This window comes from Pantoea sp. Ap-870 (assembly GCF_011752515.1).
In the GTDB taxonomy this organism is placed as follows: domain Bacteria; phylum Pseudomonadota; class Gammaproteobacteria; order Enterobacterales; family Enterobacteriaceae; genus Pantoea; species Pantoea dispersa.
This window is the reverse complement of record NZ_VWXG01000003.1, coordinates 123,735-139,193: the sequence shown is the minus strand read 5'-3', so window position 1 is coordinate 139,193 and position 15,459 is coordinate 123,735. Positions and strand designations below refer to the sequence as shown.

Genomic DNA, 15,459 nt, shown 5'->3' with positions numbered 1-15,459 from the left:
GCCCATTTGCGGGCAGAAAAAACATGGTGAAAGATGACTAACGGCTACATTTCATTTCCCCAATTCGATCCGGTGATCTTCTCCATCGGACCGGTTTCGCTGCACTGGTACGGCCTGATGTATCTGGTAGGCTTTGTGTTTGCTATGTGGCTGGCGGTGCGCCGCGCCAACAAACCCGGCAGCGGCTGGAAGAAAGAAGAAGTTGAAAACCTGCTGTACGCGGGCTTCCTCGGCGTGTTTCTCGGCGGCCGCATCGGCTACGTGCTGTTCTATAACCTGCCGCTGTTCCTCGACAACCCACTCTATCTGTTCAAAGTGTGGGACGGGGGCATGTCATTCCACGGTGGTCTGATTGGGGTGATCGTGGTGATGCTGATCTTCGCCCGCCGTACCAAACGCACCTTCTTCCAGGTCTCTGATTTCATTGCGCCGCTGATCCCGTTTGGCCTCGGTGCTGGCCGTCTCGGCAACTTCATCAACGGCGAACTGTGGGGCCGCGTGGCGCCTGACTTTAAATTCGCCATGCTGTTCCCGGGTTCGCGCAGCGAAGACCTCGCGCTGGCGGCCAATAACCCGCAGTATCAGGAACTGCTGAACACGTACGGCGTGCTGCCGCGCCATCCGTCACAGCTGTATGAGCTGTGTCTGGAAGGCATCGTGCTGTTTATCATTCTCAACCTGTTTATTCGCAAGCCGCGCCCGATGGGCAGTGTCTCCGGCCTGTTCCTGATTGGCTACGGCGCATTCCGCATTATCGTGGAATTTTTCCGCCAGCCGGATGCCCAGCTTGGCCTGTTCGAAGGCGGTATCAGTATGGGCCAGATTCTGTCGATCCCGATGATTCTGGCCGGAGTGATTATGATGGTCTGGGCGTATCGTCGTCGCCCGCAGCAACAAACGCGTGAGGTAAAATGAAACAGTATCTGGATTTGATGCAACATGTGCTGAATGAAGGCGCAGAAAAGGCCGACCGTACCGGTACCGGCACGCTCTCCATCTTTGGCCACCAGATGCGTTTCAATTTGCAGGACGGTTTTCCGCTGGTCACCACCAAGAAGGTGCATCTGCGCTCGATCATTCATGAGCTGCTGTGGTTCCTCAAAGGCGACACCAACATCGGCTACCTGAAAGAGAACAAGGTCACCATCTGGGACGAATGGGCGGATGAAAACGGCGATCTGGGACCGGTCTACGGCAAGCAGTGGCGCAGCTGGGGCAAAGCTTCCGGCGAAGAGATCGATCAAATCAGCAGGGTGATTGAGCAGCTGAAACGCGATCCGGATTCGCGCCGTATTATCGTTTCGGCATGGAACGTCGGTGAGCTGGATCAGATGGCGCTGGCGCCGTGCCACGCGTTTTTCCAGTTCTACGTGGCGAATGGCAAGCTGTCGTGCCAGCTGTACCAGCGTTCGTGCGATATCTTCCTCGGCCTGCCGTTCAATATCGCCAGCTATGCGCTGCTGGTGCATATGGTGGCACAGCAGTGCGATCTTGAGGTGGGTGATTTCGTCTGGACCGGCGGCGATACGCACCTGTACAGTAACCATCTCGAACAGGCGCGACTGCAGCTGACGCGTGAAACGCGACCGCTGCCGAAACTGGTGATTAAGCGTAAGCCCGCGTCGATTTTTGATTACCAGTTCGATGATTTTGAGATCGAAGGCTACGATCCGCATCCGGCGATCAAAGCGCCGGTTGCCGTGTAATCTGCCGCTCTTCAGCATCAGGCCCTGCCATCGTGCAGGGCTTTTTTTTTTGCCTGGCCCCGTCCGCTTCTGCGGGGATTTTCTGAATCCGACGCGCAAAAAAAGGGTGTTGTCTGCACCGGGCATAACTTTCCTGCGGCACGCTTTCCATCTTCTCTGTTTGCCGCTGTTGCTTTTCATCCGGCAGGCGCAGAGTGCCGGTTATGAACAGAACCCAAAACGCCGGCTTTACGCTGCCGGAACTGCTGCTGGTTATGGTGATTGCCGGCATCCTCAGCATCGCAGCCTTACAGGGCTGGCAGCGCTGGCAGCAGTATCAGCAACTGCGTGAGAGCGTACTGCAGTTGCAGAGCTTTTTGCTGCGGCTGCGTGCGCACGCCAGCTGGCACAACCGCGACCTCAGCCTGTGGCTGCAGCCGGGCGAAAACGGCTGCCTCGGCACCGGGCCGCAGCCCGCAGAAGGGTGTCAGTTGCCGTCGCGCTGGCTGTTTCGGCCGCCTTATCGCGAAGTGCGCATCACCGCGCTGGTCGGCGAGCCGGGCTTTTACGGCCGACGCGATGTGGCCCGGCCCGGCAGTATCGAACTGGAGAGCGCAGCTGGCCGCTGGCGCGTCATCCTCTCCGCCCGGGCGCGCATCCGGGTCTGCCAGCCAGGAGAGAAGGGATGCGAATAGCGCAGGGGGGCTTCAGTCTGCTGGAGATGCTGATCGCCATGGCGATTGGCGCAGTGCTGATGGTCAGCGTCGGCCGCTTTCTGCCGCTGCTGCTGGAGCAGAACCTGCGCCTGCAGCAGCGGGTCCAGCTGCAACAGGAGCTGCAGCAGATTGCCGGCTCGCTGGCCAAAGCGCTGCGCCGTGCCGGTTACTGTCACGGTCAGTGCGCCGGTGCGGCGCTCACGCTGATGAGCAGCGGCAGCTGTGTACTGCTGCGCTGGGACGAAAACAGTAACGGACGCTGGGAAGGTGTCGGTCACAGTGAAAGCGATTATTACGGCTATCGTCTGCGCAACGGACAGCTGGAGATGCAGCGCGGCGTGGACGAGTGCAACAGCAACGGCTGGGAGCGCATCACCGATCCGGCATTCCTCACCCTCAGCACCTTCCGGGTTGAGCGCCAGGGCACGCGGCTGCTGTTGCAGCTGGCCGCCACGGCGGGCCGCCAGCAGGCAGAGCTGACGATGATAGCGGAGGGGCTGAATCTGTGAAGCAGCGCGGCAACAGCACGCTAGGCATGGTGGTGATGTTACTGCTGATGGGCGGGCTCACGCTGCACGCCGCGCGCACGCAGCTGGCGCAGGGCATGGCGCTGGTCGCCGACGAGCAGCAGCATCAGCAGGATTTCTGGCAGGCGCAGGCCGCTTTAACGTGGGGCCGACAGCAAAACTGGCCGCAGGCCGCGGGCTGGCAATGTCAGACCGCTCTGGCCGACGCGTGGCAAAGCTGTCTGCTGCGGCAGGAGGAGAATCATGGCTTATTATCGGCGCGCGGCACCGGACGTGCGCTCGTGCTCTATCAGTGGGTGTCGCTGCGCAACGGCCAGCTGCAGCCACAGCCGCATGGCTGGATCGACTACTGCCCGCTGGCAAAGGCGGAGCAGTGTCAGCTGCCAGAGGCGACAGCAGGGTTTTAGCCTGGCGGAAACGCTGGTCGCGTTGCTGCTGCTGGCGATGACCATCAGCACGCTGCTGCAGTATCATCGCGCACTGGCGCTGGGATTTAGCCAGCAGTGGCAGCAGCGCCAGGCGTGGCAGGTGGCCGGGCAGGCGCTGCTCGGGCGTGATATTGCCGGCTGGCACATTGTGCACCAGCCGCAGAGTTTACCTGGCGGCTGCGTGCTGGATCGCGTTACCGTCACCGGACCCCATCAGCGCACGGCGTCGCTGGCGCGGCTCAATTGCCGCGAAGGTGATGCCGGCGGGTAGGCAGGCCAGACGATTAAGGGTAGAGTGACCGGGCTGCGCTTTCCCTTCTTTAAGGAGTTTTATGTTCCGGGTTTACCACTCCAATCGGTTAGATTTATTGAAAGACTTAGCGGTAGAGCTGATAAAACTCCAGCCGCTGGCCGATCCGCTCGCGGCTGAGCAGGTGCTGGTACAGAGCCCGGGCATGGCGCAGTGGCTGCAGATGGAGCTGGCTAACCGCTTCAACATTGCCGCCAACATTGATTTTCCGCTGCCCGCCAGCTTTATCTGGAGCATGTTCGTTAAAGTGCTGCCGGATATCCCGGAAGAGAGCGCTTTCACCAAAGCCAGCATGAGCTGGAAGCTGATGCACCGGCTGCCGGTGCTGCTGGAGCAGGAGGCGTTTCAGCCGCTGCGCAGCTATCTGCATGACGACGACGATCAGCGCAAACTCTACCAGCTCAGCGCGCGCGTGGCGGATCTGTTCGACCAGTATCTGGTTTACCGGTCCGACTGGCTGAACCGCTGGGAGCGCGGCGAACAGGTGGACGGGCTGAGCGATGCTCAGCAGTGGCAGGCGGCGCTGTGGCGCGATCTGGTCGAATTCACGCGCAGCCTCGGTCAGCCGATGTGGCACCGTGCCAACCTCTATGCACGGTTTATCCAGGCGCTGGAGCAGGCGTCAACGCCGCCGCCGGGACTGCCGCAGCGCGTCTTCATCTGCGGTATCTCTGCGCTGCCGCCGGTTTATCTGCAGGCGCTGGAAGCGCTGGGCCGCCATATTGATATTCACCTGCTGTTTACCAATCCCTGTCGTCACTACTGGGGCGACATTCAGGATTACGCCTTCCTCGCGAAGCTGCAGAGCCGCCAGCGGCTGCGCCTGCATTCGCAGGAGACGCAGCCGCTGTTCCGCGACCCGGATGCCGCGCCAGCGCTGTTTAACGAACTGGGCGAGCAGCAGCTGACCAATCCACTGCTGGCCTCGTGGGGCAAGCTGGGCCGCGACAACCTGTTTCTGCTGAGCCAGATGGAGTCAGCCGCCAACGACATCGATGCGTTTGTGGAGATGTCACCGGATAATCTGCTGCACTGCCTGCAGGCCGATCTGCTCAATCTTGACGATCGCGCGGTGATTGGGCTCAGCGCTGGCGAGCTGGCCGACAGCATGGACAAGCGCCGGCTCGATCCGCACGATCGCTCCATCACGCTGCAGGTGTGTCACAGCGCCCAGCGTGAAGTGGAAGTGCTGCAGGATCACCTGCTGGCGCTGATGGAAGCCGACCCGGAGCTGAAGCCGCGCGATATCATCGTCATGGTGGCAGACATCGACAGCTACGCGCCTTTTATTCAGGCGGCTTTTGCCAGTGCGCCGCCTGAGCGCTATCTGCCGTTCGCCATTTCTGACCGGCGCGCCAGTCAGGCGCATCCGGCCATCCTCGCGCTGCTCAGCCTGCTGGCACTGCCGGACAGTCGCTTTGCCTCAGAAGAGGTGCTGGCGCTGCTCGAGGTGCCGGCGCTGGCACAGCGTTTCTCCGTAGAGGAGAGCGGCCTGCGCCTGCTGCGCCGCTGGGTGATGGAATCCGGCATCCGCTGGGGACTGGATGACGCCAGCGTGGAAGCGCTGGCGCTGCCGGTCACCGGCCAGCACACCTGGCGCTTCGGCCTGCAGCGTATGCTGCTGGGCTACGCGCTGGAAAGCCGCAACGGCGACTGGCAGGGCATTCTGCCGTATGACGAATCCAGCGGCCTGATCGCCGAGCTGGCGGGCCATCTGGCCGAGCTGCTGGCGCGGCTCGACAGCTGGCGCACGCGCCTTGCGCAGACGCGCACCCTGGCCGAGTGGCTGCCGCTGTGCCGTGAGCTGATCGACAGCTTCTTCAGCGGCGATGCCGACAGCGAGGCGGCGCTGCTGCTGGTCGAAACGCAGTGGCAGGAGATCATTGAACAGGGGATGCAGGCCGCCTATCAGCAGCCGATTCCGGTCACGCTGCTGCGCGATGAGCTGCGTGCGCGCCTCGATCAGCAGCGCATCAGCCAGCGTTTCCTGGCCGGGCCGATCAACTTCTGTACGCTGATGCCGATGCGCTCCATCCCGTTTAAAGTGGTGTGCCTGCTGGGCATGAACGACGGCGTGTATCCGCGCACCCTGGCGCCGCTCGGTTTTGACCTGATGCAGCAGCAGACGCGGAAAGGCGATCGCAGCCGGCGTGATGATGACCGCTATCTGTTCCTTGAAGCGCTGATCTCGGCGCAGCAGCAGCTGTACATCAGCTACATTGGCCGGGCGATTCAGGACAACACCGAGCGCTATCCCTCGGTGCTGGTGACTGAACTGGTGGATTATCTGGCGCAAAGCTTCTGTCTGCCGGGCGATGAAGCCTGTGAGCCGGACGTCAGTGAGCAGCGGGTGCGGGCACATTTGCAATGCCTGCACAGCCGCATGCCGTTTGCAGCGGAAAATTTCCAGCCGGGAAGCCACGTGCAGAGCTTTGCCGCAGAATGGTTGCCAGCGGCGACCGGCAGCGGCGTGGCGCAGCCCGGGTTTGTCCAGCCGCTGCCGGTTCAGCCGCTGACCACGCTGTCGCTGGAGCAGCTGCTGCGCTTCTGGCGTCATCCGGTGCGGGCGTGGTTTCAGCAGCGCCTCGGCGTGGCTTTCTGGATGGAGGAGAGCGAGCTGCCGGACAGCGAACCGTTCGCACCGGACAGCCTGGAGCGCTATCAGATTAACGCTGAACTGCTCAATACGCTGGTCAACGGTGACGATCCGGCCCAGCTGTATGCGCACCACCGCGCCGCCGGTAATCTGCCTTACGGCGCCTTCGGGGAACTTTTCTGGCAAAGCCAGACCGAAGAGATGCAGGAGGTGGCGGCGGAAGTGAGCGCGCAGCGGCTGCCGGCGGAGAGCTGGGAAGTCAACCTGACGCTGGGCGCAACGCAGTTGACCGGCTGGCTGACTCAGGTGCAAGCTGATGGGCTGTTACGCTGGCGTCCGGGCGTGCTCAACATCAACGATGGCCTGCTGCTGTGGCTGGAACATCTGGTGTATTGTGCGCTGGGCGGCAACGGCACCAGCCGCATGTATGGTCGCAAACAGAGCCGCTGGCGCTTCGCGGCCGTGGCACCTGCCCAGGCGCAGGCGCAGCTGGCTGAATATGTGGCCGCCTGTGAGGCGGGTCTGGCGCAGCCGCTGCTGCTGCTGAATAAATCCGGCGGCGCGTGGCTGGACGCCAGCTTTGACAGCAAATCCGGCCAGCTTCAGGAAGATGACGCCACGCAGAAAAAGGCGCTCAACAAGCTGTTGCAGGCGTGGCAGGGTGGCTACCAGGTTGAAGGCGAAGGCAGCGATCCCTATCTGCAGCGCCTGTGCCGCACGCTGGACGAGCCGACGCAGCAGCAGATCATCGCTGCGGCGCGTCAGTGGTATTTGCCGGTGCGCCTCGCGCATCAGGATGATGAATAGCAACGGAAGTGCGGCCTGTACCTTGGCAGCCACCGTCTTATAAGAAAGTGTTTGAGTATCCCGACCGGCGCAACGCCGGCGGATAAGGGTAACGTTAAGGGGTTGAAATGCGGATTTACGCACGCTGGATAGGAGCGCTGCTGCTGAGCATGCTGGCGCTGAATGCCTTTGCCGACGACGGGCGCGGCTGGCAGCCGATTGATGAAACCATCCGCAAGAGCGATCACGATCCGCGCAGTTATCAGGCCATTACCCTGAGCAACGGCATGACGGTGCTGCTGGTGTCAGATGCTGCCGCGCCGAAATCGCTGGCAGCGCTGACGTTACCGATCGGTTCTCTGGACGATCCCGACAGTCAGCTGGGCCTGGCACACTATCTGGAACACATGGTGCTGATGGGGTCAAAAAATTATCCGCAGCCGGATAACCTGGCGGAGTTTCTCAAGAAGCACGGTGGTAGCCACAATGCCAGCACAGCCTCGTACCGCACCGCGTTTTACCTGGAAGTCGAAAACGATGCGCTGCAACCGGCGGTGGATCGTCTGGCGGATGCGATTGCGCAACCCCTGCTCGACCCGACCAACGCGGACCGCGAGCGGCATGCGGTTAACGCTGAGCTGACGATGGCACGCTCGCGCGATGGGCTGCGTATGGCGCAGGTTGGCGCGGAAACCCTCAACCCGGCGCACCCCGGCTCGCGCTATTCGGGCGGTAACCTTGATACCCTGAGTGACAAACCCGACAGCAACCTGCATCAGGCGCTGCTCGATTTCTATCACCGCCACTATTCGGCGAATCTGATGAAAGCGGTGATTTACAGTAACAAACCGCTGCCGGAGATGGCGACGATCGCTGCACAGACCTTTGGTCGCGTGGCCAATCATCAGGCCAGCGTGCCGGACATTACCGTGCCGGTGGTCACCGATGCGCAGAAAGGCATCATCATTCATTACGTGCCAGCACAGCCGCGTAAGCAGCTGAAAATTGAGTTTCGCATCGCCAACGACAGCGACCAGTTCCGCAGCAAAACCGACACCTTAATCAGCTATCTGCTGGGCAACCGCAGCAAAAATACCCTGAACGACTGGTTGCAGCAGCAGGGACTGGCGGATGGCGTCAATGCCGGCGCGGATCCGATGACCGAGCGCAACAGCGGCGTGTTTGCCATCTCGGTTTCGCTGACCGACAAAGGTCTGGCGCAGCGCGATCGCGTGGTGGCTGCAGTATTCAGCTACCTTGATATGCTGCGCAAACAAGGCATCGACAAGCGCTATTTCGATGAAGTTGCGCACGTGCTGGCGCTGGATTTCCGCTATCCGTCGATTACCCGCGATATGGATTACATAGAGTGGCTGGTGGATACCATGCTGCGCGTGCCGGTGACGCACACGCTGGATGCGCCTTATCTGGCCGACCGCTATGATGCGGCCGCGATCAACGCCCGTCTGGCTGAGATGACGCCGCAGAATGCCCGCATCTGGTACATCAGTCCCGCTGAGCCGCACAATAAACAGGCTTACTTTGTGAATGCGCCTTATCAGGTGGATAAAATCAGCGCCGCGCAGTTTAGCGACTGGCAGCAGCAGGCGCAGCAGATTCCGCTGTCGCTGCCGACCCTGAATCCCTACATTCCGTCGGATTTCTCCCTCATCCCCTCTGACGGTAAGCATTACGATCATCCGGTGGCGCTGACCAGTGGTGACAGCATGCGCATCTACTGGATGCCGAGCCAGTTCTACGCCAGCGAGCCGAAGGCCGCTATTACGCTCGCGCTGCGAAACAAATCCGCGATCAGCGATGCGCGCCAGCAGGTGTTGTTTGGTCTCAACGACTACCTCTCCAGCCTGGCGCTGGATGAGCTGAATTCGCAGGCTTCGGTAGGCGGCATCAGCTTCTCTACCGGTGAGGACGACGGGCTGGTGTTCAATGCCAGCGGCTTCACCCAGCGCCTGCCGGAGCTGCTGAAAAAGCTGGTAGAAGGCTACGCCAGCTTCCAGCCGGATGCGCAGCAGCTCGAGCAGGCGAAATCCTGGTATCTGGATCGGCTGGAAGCAGCGGAAAAGGGCAAAGCGTTTGAACAGGCGATTCAGCCGATGCAAATGCTGTCCCAGCTGCCTTATACCCAGCGTGAGGCGCGACGCCAGCTGGTGAAACAGATCACGCTGCAGGAGGTGATGGATTACCGCGATGCGCTGATCCAGCACGCCACGCCGGAAATGATGGTGGTCGGCAACCTGTCGGCCGATCGCGTCAGGCAGCTGGGCGAAGAGCTTAAACAGCAGCTGCACAGCACGGGGCACGGTTACTGGCACAGCGATTATGTGGTGGTGGATAAGCCGATCAAAGCCAACCTGCAGAAAACCGGCAGCAGCACCGACTCGGCGCTGGCGACGCTGTATGTGCCGCTCGGCTACAGCGAGTATCAAAGTATGGCTAACAGCACCATGCTGAGCCAGATTGTGCAGCCGTGGTTCTACAATCAGCTGCGCACCGAGGAGCAACTGGGCTATGCAGTGTTCGCTTATCAAATGCCGATTGGTCGCCAGTGGGGCATTGGCTTCCTGCTGCAAAGCAACAGTAAAGCGCCCGCTTATCTGCTGCAGCGTTTCCAGGCGTTCTATCCGCAGGCGGAACAGCGTCTGCGCAGCATGAAAGCGGAGGATTTCGCCCAGTATCAGCAGGCACTGATCAACGATCTGAAACAGCGTCCGCAAACGCTGGATGAAGAAGCCAACCGCTACAGTCGTGATTTCAATCGCCAGAACTTCGCGTTTGATACGCGCGAAAAAGCCATTGCGCAAATTCAGCAGCTGACACCGGCCAGCCTGGCTGACTTTTTCCATCAGGCCGTGCTGGCGCAGCAGGGCATGGCGATGATCTCGCAGATTGGCGGCAGTCACGATGGCACCCACGATGCGGATTACGCGCCGCTGCCGGGCTTTACCACCTGGGATGAAGTCGCCCGCCTGCAGCAGTCGCTCTCCGTGAAGAGTGATGCGCCATGAGTCAGCGCCCTGAATCGCTCAATCCCCTGACGCTGCCGCTGCAGGGTGAGCGTCTGATTGAGGCCTCCGCCGGCACCGGTAAGACCTTTACCATTGGTCTGCTCTACCTGCGTTTGCTGCTGGGACTTGGCGGACCGAATGCCTATGCGCGCCCGCTGTCGGTGGAAGAGATTCTGGTGGTGACCTTTACCGAAGCCGCCACCGCCGAACTGCGCGGCCGTATCCGGGAGAATATTCATGAGCTGCGGCTGGCGTGTCTGCGTGGCGTCAGCGCAAATCCGATGCTGATGCAGCTGCTGGCCGACATTGCCCAGCCCGCTGAGGCGGCCTCGCTGCTGCTGGCGGCGGAACGTCAGATGGATGAGGCGGCGATTTTCACCATTCACGGCTTCTGCCAGCGCATGCTCAATCTCAATGCGTTTGAGTCCGGTATGCTGTTCGAGCAGCAGCTGATTGAAGATGAACAGCAGCTGTTGCGTCAGGCGACGGCGGATTTCTGGCGGCGCCACTGCTATCCGCTGACGCTGGATATTGCGCGCGTCATCGTTGCGGAATGGAGCGGGCCTGAACAGTTATTGTCGACGCTGCGCCCGTGGCTGCAGGGCGAGTCGCCCAGCCTGCGCCTGGCACCGCACGATAGTGAAACCCTGACATCGCGCCACAGCAGCAACCTGGCGCGTATTGCCGAAATGAAAGCGCAGTGGCGCGCGCTGGGCGAAGAGGTGCTGACGCTGGTCGGGCAGTCTGATGTCGATAAGCGCAGCTACAGCAGCAAAAACCTGCCGCTGTGGGTCAGCAAAGTCAGCGCCTGGGCGCAGAGCGAGACCGCGGATTACCAGATTCCCGCCGAGCTGGCGCGTTTCGGTCAGCAGGTGCTCAATGAAAAAACCAAAAAGGGCGCGCCACCGCAGCACCCGTTGTTTGCTGCCATTGATACGTTCCTGGCGCAGCCGCTGTCGCTGCGCGATTTGGTGATTGCACGCGCGCTGGTGGAGGTGCGTCACGCGGTGCGTAAAGAGAAACGCCTGCAGGCGCTGCTGGGGTTTGACGATCTGCTGAGCCGGCTGGACGAGGCGCTGCAACAGCCCGGCGGCGAGCAGCTGGCGCAGGCGATTCGCCAGCGCTTTCCGGTGGCGCTGATTGACGAATTCCAGGATACCGACCCGCTGCAGTACCGTATTTTCCGCACGCTCTATTTACAACAGCCGCAGCATGCGCTGCTGCTGATTGGCGACCCGAAACAGGCTATCTATGCCTTCCGCGGTGCGGACATCTTTACCTATATTCGCGCGCGCAGTGAAGTTCACGCGCACTACACGCTGGATACCAACTGGCGCTCGTCACCGGCGATGGTGGAGAGCGTCAATCAGCTGTTTATGCGCCAGCCCGCCCCGTTTCTGTTTGCGGACATCCCGTTTCTGCCGGTCAATGCCGCGCCGCCCAATCAGCGTTTGTCGCTGAGTATCGACGGCGAGGAACAGGCCGCGCTGCGCTTCTGGCTACAGCCGGGCGCAGGCTGCAGCGTCAGCGAATACCAGCAGCTGATGGCGCAGCAGTGCGCCGCTGATATCAGCCGCTGGCTGCAGGCGGGTCAGCAACAGCGCGCGCTGCTGGGCAAAACCCCCGATCAGCGGCCGGTGCAGGCCTCGGACATCACGGTACTGGTGCGCAGCCGGAACGAAGCCAATCTGATTCGCGCCGCGCTCAATCAGCTCGGCATCCCTTCGGTGTATCTCTCCAACCGCGACAGCGTGTATACCACGCCCGAGGCGCGAGAACTGCTGTGGCTGCTGCAGGCGATCCTTGCACCCGAGCAGGAGCGGATGCTGCGCACCGCGCTGGCCACGTCGCTGTTTGCCTTTGATGCCGCGCAGCTGGACGCACTGGATCAGGATGCACGCGGCTGGGATGCGCTGGTGGATACCTTTGCCCGCTGGCAGCAATTGTGGCACCAGCGTGGCGTACTGCCGATGCTGCGTCAGCTGATGCTGGAGCGCCAGCTGGCAGAAAATCTGCTGGCCTCAGAGAATGGCGAGCGTCGCCTGACCGATCTGCTGCATCTCGGCGAACTGCTGCAGGAGGCGGCGGCACAGCTCGACAGTCCGCACGCGCTGGTGCGTTATCTGGCGCAGCAAATCGCCCGACCGGACAGCCAGTCGGCCAGCCAGCAGCTGCGGCTGGAGAGCGACCGCCACCTGGTGCAGATTGTCACTATCCATAAATCCAAGGGGTTACAGTATCCGCTGGTGTGGCTGCCGTTTGCCGCCGGTTTCCGCGAGGCCGATATCGCGCTCTATCACGACCGCGAGCATTACAACGCGGTGCTGGATTTGCAGAATGATGAGCAAAGTCTGGCGCTGGCAGAGCAGGAGCGGCTGGCAGAGGATTTACGCCTGCTGTACGTGGCGCTGACGCGTTCGGTGTATCACTGCAGCGTCGGCGTGGCACCGCTGTTTCGCGGCACGCGCAAGAAAGAGGGCGAGAGCGATTTACATAAAAGCGCGCTGGGTTTCCTGCTGCAGCGCGGCGAGCCGGCCACCGCAGAACAGCTGGCGAGTTTACTGCACGACATCAGCGTGACCGGAACCGAAGTGGTGCTGGCGCAGCCGCAGGGCCATGAACGCTGGCAGGCGCTGGACGAGGTTGACGATGCGCTGGATGCGCGCAGCGTCACGCGCGCGCTGGCCGATCCGTGGCGTGTCACCAGCTACTCCGGGTTGCAGCAGCACGGCAGTCACCGTTTGCTGGATGTGATGCCGGGCTTCGATGCGGAAGCGGTCGGGGAAGATCGCGAGGCGGAAGTGCTGGAAGCCGCGCTGACGCCGCACCATTTCCCGCGTGGCGCAGCGCCCGGGACTTTCCTGCATACGCTGTTTGAATCGCTCGACTTCACCCAGCCGCCTTTAGCGCCGCAGCTGGAACAGCAGTTGCAGCAGAGCGGCTATCCGCTGCACTGGCAGCCGATGCTGAGCGAGTGGATTACCCGCGTGGTGAACACGCCGCTCAACACTGAAGGGATCCGGCTGAGCGACATCACACCGGGCAATCGCCTGATCGAGATGGAGTTCTATCTGCCGATTGATGGACTGCTGACGGCACCGGCGCTGGACGCGTTGATGCGGCAGGATCCGCTGTCGCGTCAGGCGCCGCCGCTCGACTTCCGTCAGGTGCAGGGCATGCTGAAAGGCTTCATCGACCTGGTATTTCGCTGGCAGGGCAAATACTATCTGCTGGATTACAAATCTAACTGGCTGGGCGAGAGCCATCAGGCATACACACCGCAGGCGATGGCGCAGGCGATGATCGACCACCGTTACGATTTGCAGTATCAGCTGTATACGCTGGCGCTGCATCGCTATTTGCAGCACCGCCTGACGGATTACGATTATGAACAGCATTTTGGCGGCGTATTCTATCTGTTTTTACGCGGCATGGATGGCAGCTCGCCGGATAACGGAGTGTTCCATACCCGACCGACGTCAGATTTCGTTTCACAACTGGATAGCCTGTTTCGCGGGCCGGGAGCAGCAGCATGAGTAGCATGAGTACGCTATTGGCACAGGCGGCAGAACTGCGCCTGCTGCGGGCGCTGGATATTCAGTTTGCCCGGCTGCTGGCCGACGACGATCGGCCCGCGCATCTGCTGGCGGCTGCCTGTCTCAGCGCGGAAGCCGGTGACGGTCACGTCTGCCTGCCGTTGTCGCAGCTTACCCGCGAAGGGCTGTTCAGCGGTCGTCATCCGGAGCTGGCGCACGCCATCTGGCAGGCCGCCGGCGAGCCGCAGGACTGGCCGACACTGCTGGCGGACTGGCAGGCGCTCAGCGCCAGCGATCGCCCGGCACCGGTGGTGCTGCGTGATAACCGGCTCTATCTGCACCGGCTCTGGCATCACGAAGGGGAAGTGGCGCGCTTCTTCCAGCCACAGGCGGCGCCGCAGCTGTTTGCGCCCGAACAGGTGCGCAGCGTGCTGGATACCTTTTTCGGCAGCCAGCCTGAGGACTGGCAGAAAATTGCGGCGGCGGTGGCGCTGACGCAAAAAACCGCGGTGATCTCCGGCGGGCCCGGCACCGGCAAAACCACCACGGTGGCGAAGCTGCTGGCGGCGCTGATTCGCCTCAGTGAGGGAACCCTGCGCATTCAGCTGGCCGCCCCTACCGGCAAGGCGGCGGCGCGGCTCACCGAGTCGTTGGGTAAGGCGCTGCGCAGTCTCGACGTCAGCGATGCGGAGCGCCAGCGTTTTCCGGCAGAAGCCACCACGCTGCACCGTTTACTTGGAGCCCAGCCGGAGACGCAGCGCCTGCGCTACCACGCCGGTAACCCGCTGCATCTCGACGTGCTGGTGGTCGATGAAGCCTCGATGGTCGATCTTGGCATGATGGCAAACCTGATCGCCGCGCTGCCCGCTCACGCGCGGGTGATTTTTCTCGGCGATCGCGACCAGCTGGCCTCGGTTGAAGCCGGTGCGGTGCTCGGGGATATCTGCCGCTGTGCCGAGGCGGGCTACAGTCCGGTGCGTGCGCTGCAGCTCACCACGCTGACCGGCTGCGAGGTTGCCGGCACCGATGATGCGGTGGCCCCGGCGGTGCGCGATGCCATCTGCCTGCTGCGCAAAAGCTACCGTTTCGCGGCGCACTCCGGCATCGGTCAGCTGGCTGCGGCGGTCAACGCCGGCGAAGCGCAGGCGGTCGAGGCGGCCTTTCAGGCGGGCTTCAGTGATATCGTGCGCCAGCCGCTCAACGATGCCGAAGCGTATCAGGCGATGCTGACGCAGATTGCCGAAGGCTATCGGCCATTTCTCCAGCTGATTAACCAGCGTGCCGCACCAGCCGAGGTGATTGCTGCGTTTGGCCGTTATCAGCTGCTGTGCGCCCTGCGCGAAGGGCCATTTGGCGTGCAGGGGCTCAATCAGCGTATTGAGCACAAGCTGATGCAGCTGCAGCTGATTCGTCGTCCGGCAGGGGGCAGCCGCTGGTATCAGGGGCGTCCGGTGATGGTGACGCGTAACGACAGCGCGCTCGGCCTGTTCAATGGTGATATCGGCATTACGCTGTTCGATGAGGAAGGGCTGCTCAAGGTGTTTTTCCCGCTGCCTGATGGCAGCATCAAAGCGGTACAGCCAAGTCGCCTGCCGGCCCATGACACGGCATGGGCGATGACGGTGCACAAATCACAGGGTTCGGAGTTTGACCACACCGCGCTGGTGATGCCGGCTCAGTTCCTGCCGGTACTGACGCGCGAGCTGATTTACACCGCCATTACCCGGGCGCGCAGCCAGCTGACGCTGTTCAGTGATGAAGCAGTGTTCCGGCGCGCGGTGCAGTTGCGCACGCAGCGGCGCAGCGGGCTGCTGGATCGCTTAGGGGGAGAAGAGGGCAGATGATTGCG

At 61.9% G+C, this 15,459-nt stretch carries 10 protein-coding genes; all 10 read left to right on the top strand.

From position 1 onward, the window contains the following. Positions 1 to 33: 33 nt before the first annotated feature. The 10 genes from lgt to recD all read left to right on the top strand — a co-directional run bounded on the left by lgt (position 34) and on the right by recD (position 15,454). The gene (lgt, locus tag F3J41_RS09870) at positions 34 to 915 is read left to right on the top strand and encodes a prolipoprotein diacylglyceryl transferase (protein WP_021506703.1); all 882 of its coding nucleotides are present in this window, start codon (positions 34 to 36) and stop codon (positions 913 to 915) included. After that, positions 912 to 1,706, top strand: a complete 795-nt coding sequence (gene thyA / locus F3J41_RS09865) for a thymidylate synthase (RefSeq protein WP_166710939.1) — start codon at positions 912 to 914, stop codon at positions 1,704 to 1,706. Before lgt ends, thyA begins: the two co-directional genes overlap by 4 nt. Before the next feature lie 203 nt (positions 1,707 to 1,909). Beyond that, the gene (locus tag F3J41_RS09860; protein ID WP_150361107.1) at positions 1,910 to 2,380 is read left to right on the top strand and encodes a prepilin-type N-terminal cleavage/methylation domain-containing protein; all 471 of its coding nucleotides are present in this window, start codon (positions 1,910 to 1,912) and stop codon (positions 2,378 to 2,380) included. After that, on the top strand, positions 2,371 to 2,910 hold the full coding sequence (locus F3J41_RS09855) for a prepilin peptidase-dependent protein (RefSeq protein WP_150361108.1): 540 nt from the start codon (positions 2,371 to 2,373) through the stop codon (positions 2,908 to 2,910). Before F3J41_RS09860 ends, F3J41_RS09855 begins: the two co-directional genes overlap by 10 nt. Further along, complete coding sequence (locus F3J41_RS09850) at positions 2,907 to 3,335, top strand: DUF2509 family protein (RefSeq protein ID WP_125309778.1); 429 nt, start codon at positions 2,907 to 2,909, stop codon at positions 3,333 to 3,335. The genes F3J41_RS09855 and F3J41_RS09850 overlap by 4 nt, the downstream gene beginning before the upstream one ends. After that, complete coding sequence (locus F3J41_RS09845) at positions 3,262 to 3,627, top strand: prepilin-type N-terminal cleavage/methylation domain-containing protein (RefSeq protein WP_150361109.1); 366 nt, start codon at positions 3,262 to 3,264, stop codon at positions 3,625 to 3,627. The genes F3J41_RS09850 and F3J41_RS09845 overlap by 74 nt, the downstream gene beginning before the upstream one ends. Before the next feature lie 61 nt (positions 3,628 to 3,688). Then, positions 3,689 to 7,069: an exodeoxyribonuclease V subunit gamma gene (gene recC, locus F3J41_RS09840; RefSeq protein WP_166710937.1), complete on the top strand. Its 3,381-nt coding sequence runs from the start codon at positions 3,689 to 3,691 to the stop codon at positions 7,067 to 7,069. 107 nt (positions 7,070 to 7,176) lie between these two features. Then, positions 7,177 to 10,074: a pitrilysin gene (ptrA, locus tag F3J41_RS09835; RefSeq protein ID WP_166710935.1), complete on the top strand. Its 2,898-nt coding sequence runs from the start codon at positions 7,177 to 7,179 to the stop codon at positions 10,072 to 10,074. Beyond that, on the top strand, positions 10,071 to 13,610 hold the full coding sequence (gene recB, locus F3J41_RS09830; RefSeq protein ID WP_166710933.1) for an exodeoxyribonuclease V subunit beta: 3,540 nt from the start codon (positions 10,071 to 10,073) through the stop codon (positions 13,608 to 13,610). Before ptrA ends, recB begins: the two co-directional genes overlap by 4 nt. After that, a complete protein-coding gene (recD, locus tag F3J41_RS09825) occupies positions 13,607 to 15,454 on the top strand; it encodes an exodeoxyribonuclease V subunit alpha (protein WP_058757057.1) in 1,848 nt (615 codons plus the stop codon). The genes recB and recD overlap by 4 nt, the downstream gene beginning before the upstream one ends. The last annotated feature ends 5 nt before the right edge of the window (positions 15,455 to 15,459 follow it).